This window comes from Cellulomonas rhizosphaerae (assembly GCF_003470205.1).
Taxonomy (GTDB): domain Bacteria; phylum Actinomycetota; class Actinomycetes; order Actinomycetales; family Cellulomonadaceae; genus Cellulomonas; species Cellulomonas rhizosphaerae.
Window position 1 is genome coordinate 1 of the sequence record NZ_QWKP01000046.1, and the last position, 3169, is coordinate 3169.

A 3169-nucleotide genomic window follows, 5' to 3' on the forward strand; every position below is an offset into this window, starting at 1 on the left:
CCGACCTTCGTCGTGCCGCGGTAGATGTCGTACCCGGCCACACCCGAACCACCGGCGTTGTCGGTCGACGCGGTCCACGAGATCGTCGCGGACGTGGCCGTCGTGGTGCCGGCAGTCAGGCCCGTCGGCACCGAGGGCGCCGTCGTGTCGGCCGGGGCCGTCGTCGGGAACAGGCGGTCGTAGTCCGCCATGGCGCCGGCGATGGCCGTCTGGGCCCAGAACCGGTGGAAGGTGAACGTCGGCGCGGGGCCGCCGTCCAGGTAGCTCTGGACCTTGGACCACTGCGGGTCCTGCTTGTACCAGGAGCGGATGTCCAGGAAGCTGACGCCCGGCTTGATGACGTCGCCGTTGGGCATCGTGCCGGTCCAGCCGGCGGGGATGTAGACGCCGTTGCCACCGGGGGTGTAGCCGTCGTCGAACCGCGCGAAGTCCGTGCGGGTCTCCGGCGCCGAGACGCCCAGCGGGTCCTGGTTCGAGGCCCAGATCGCGTCGAGCAGCGACTTCACCTTGGCCTGGACGGCGGTGTCGCCGGCCTTGGCCGCGTAGAACAGCAGCGTGCGGGACAGGTCACCTGCGACGCCCACGTCCTGGCCGGTGCTCTTGATGCCGACCTTGAGGCCCGAGTTGGAGCCCGGGCTGGCCGAGTTCCAGGTGTCCGGCTTGCCGGTCCAGGTGAGCTCGGACGGGATGGACCAGGTGCTGCCCGAGACCTTGATGTTCGCCGCGGCCCACGGGACCCACTTGTCGAGGATCGCCTTGGCGCGGACGTCGCCCGACGCGTAGTAGAGCTCGGCGACGCGCTGCATGCCCCACGCCTGCATGCCGAACCACTGGTTCGACGGCGGGTCGTTGTAGACGGGCGCCTCCGTGTAGCCCATGCCGTAGAAGGTCGGCGTGCCGGCCGGAGGCGTCGCGTACGCGCCGTCCCAGCTGTTCGTCGCGCCACCGGCGATGCCGCCCTCGGGCGCCTGCAGCCACTGGTAGAACTCGAGCTGGCGCGTCAGCGAGCCGGCCCAGTCGGACTTGGCGGTCGGCGACTTGGGCGTCAGGGCCGCGTCGGTCGAGAGCACCCAGGCCGCGAGCGGGTTCTGGTAGCCGAAGTGGGCGTGCGACGAGCCGATCCGCCAGGCCCAGCCGGCCGACGTGTCGAGCGCGCCACCCCAGGCGTAGTACCAGGAGAGCAGGCCGTGCTCGCTCTCCTTGCCGGTGCCCGCGGGGCACGACGGCGAGGTGCAGCCGACGGTCTTGAAGTACTTGTCGAACAGGGCGTAGCGCAGGTAGTCGCCCATCTTGGCAGCCTTGGCCACCGTGCCGGCGATCTGCGCCTGCTTGCCCTGCTCCGTGGCCCACTTGTTGGCCCAGTACACGGCCTCGATCGCGCGCGCGTCGGCGTCGGGGGCGTTGGTGTACTTCCACTGCTTGGCGTAGCTCGAGTCCTGCGTGAACAGGTCGAGGTAGCCGTTCTTGCCGCCGTACTTGAACTCCTCGCACGACGGCTGCGGGACGGTCTCCCAGACCGACTCCTGCGGGCCGCGCTGGAAGGTGTTGATGTAGGACGTGCCGGTCGCTGTGGGGCCGAGCTCGCAGCCCGCACCCGGGGTCGCGCCGAACCCGTACTTGTTGTCGACGTCGGCGAGCCAGTGCATGCCGTAGACGTCCGCGTTCCCGTACGTCGACTTCAGCTCGGCGCCGATCGGGTCCTTGCCGGAGGCCACGCCGCTGTTCAGCGCCGAGGGGTACTTGTCGGGGGTGTTGAACTCCGACGCGTACGTCGCGGGGCTGTTCGGGTTGTAGAACGAGTTGGTCGGCTGGTCCGCGCTCGTCGGGATCATGTACTTCTCGAGCGTGTCCCACGCGTGGTTCAGCGGCGCCCAGTCCTGCGTGACCTGGCCGTAGAGGGCCTCGAGCCACACCCAGTACGAGTACGCCTCGGACGTCGTCTCGTGGCCGTAGTCGGGCGCCTCGACGATGAGGGTCTCGACCGAATGGTAGGGGATGCCCTGCGCGCTGAAGTAGCCGTTCGCGGAGTCCTTGATCTTCGAGTACATCGTCAGGAAGCGCTGCGTGTACTCCCCGTCGGCGGCCGCGGCGACGGCCAGGGGTGCGGCACCGGGGAGCTGGATCGTGACGGCCGGGCTCGCGGGTGCGGGCGCGGCCATCGCGGGTTGGACGAGGCAGGCCGCCATGAGCGACGACGCGCCCAGGGTGGCCGCAGCCACCCAGGCGAATCGCCGGCGGGTCGGTGAGGACATCATTCGTGCCTTTCTGACAGACGGGTCCGCCCCCGCGACGTCGCGGGCACGACCCGACGCCCCGCACGCAGGCGCGCGAGGACGATGACGGGACGAAGGACTGGTCGACCCTGGCAAGGGCCCGCTCCGGTGCGGGACCCGGGCAGGTGTCGGCCGGGTGGGATCACCTTCCGACCGCGCACAGGTCGCGTCCAGACTCTTAAACGATTCGAGTGGGAGCGCGCCCACGGCTGGGTCAGCGCCGCCGGGCCCTGGCGTCAGCCGTGAAGGCGATCGGCCAGCGGCGCGAGGACCTCGAGCGCAACGGTGCGTCCTGCGGCCGCCCCGGGCTCGGGCCCACCCGGGATCGGCAGGACCGCGTTTCCGAGGGCGCCGATGACGAGGGCCCCGAAGGCCATCGTCCCCCGGATGGCCGCGTCGGCGTCGGGGTCCGGACCGACGAGGGCCTCGACGAGGCTCCGCACGGCGTCGACGTGCGTCGTGCCGAACTCCTCACGCTCCGCGAGCGTCGGGTTGGCCTGCCCGAACCGGAGAGCGAGCCCCCCGTCGGAGGCCATGAGCTCCGTCATCCGGTCGACGAAGCCCTCGTTGCGCTCGAGGCTCGGCGGCGTGGCACGCAGCCACGCGACGATCTCGGCGACCGCGTCGCGGTACTCGGCGAGCGCGCTCGAGACCAGCTCGTCCTTGGTGCGGAAGTGGTAGTACAGCGCGGCCTTGGTCACCCCGACCGCCTCGGCGATCTCCCGCAGGGACGTCTTGTCGTACCCCTGCTCGACGAACAGCCGCATGGCCGTGCCGAGGATCTGCTCCCGTGTCCCGCCACCACGCGGCATCCGCGCCTCCTGTCGTCCGCAGCAGATTACTTGACGACCGGCTAGGAACGGTGCTTACCTGTCGCACGGCAAGCTAGCTAGCCG

2 protein-coding genes are annotated in these 3169 nt (G+C 70.5%); both read right to left on the bottom strand.

Features of this window, described 5'->3' with window-relative positions; all coding sequences use genetic code 11:
* On the bottom strand, window positions 1–2252 hold a 2252-nt coding region (locus D1825_RS00625; protein WP_118765607.1), incomplete at its 3' end, for a glycoside hydrolase family 48 protein.
* A 257-nt stretch (window positions 2253–2509) separates the two neighbouring features.
* Window positions 2510–3085 (bottom strand): TetR/AcrR family transcriptional regulator, encoded by a 576-nt coding sequence (locus tag D1825_RS18370; protein WP_199721437.1) that lies wholly within the window; start codon window positions 3083–3085, stop codon window positions 2510–2512.
* Window positions 3086–3169: the final 84 nt, after the last annotated feature.

What these genes read in the sequence shown, in the direction of transcription:
- D1825_RS18370 (WP_199721437.1), bottom strand. Translation starts at nt 3,085, where the DNA reads ATGCCGCGTGGTGGCGGGACACGGGAGCAGATCCTCGGCACGGCCATG.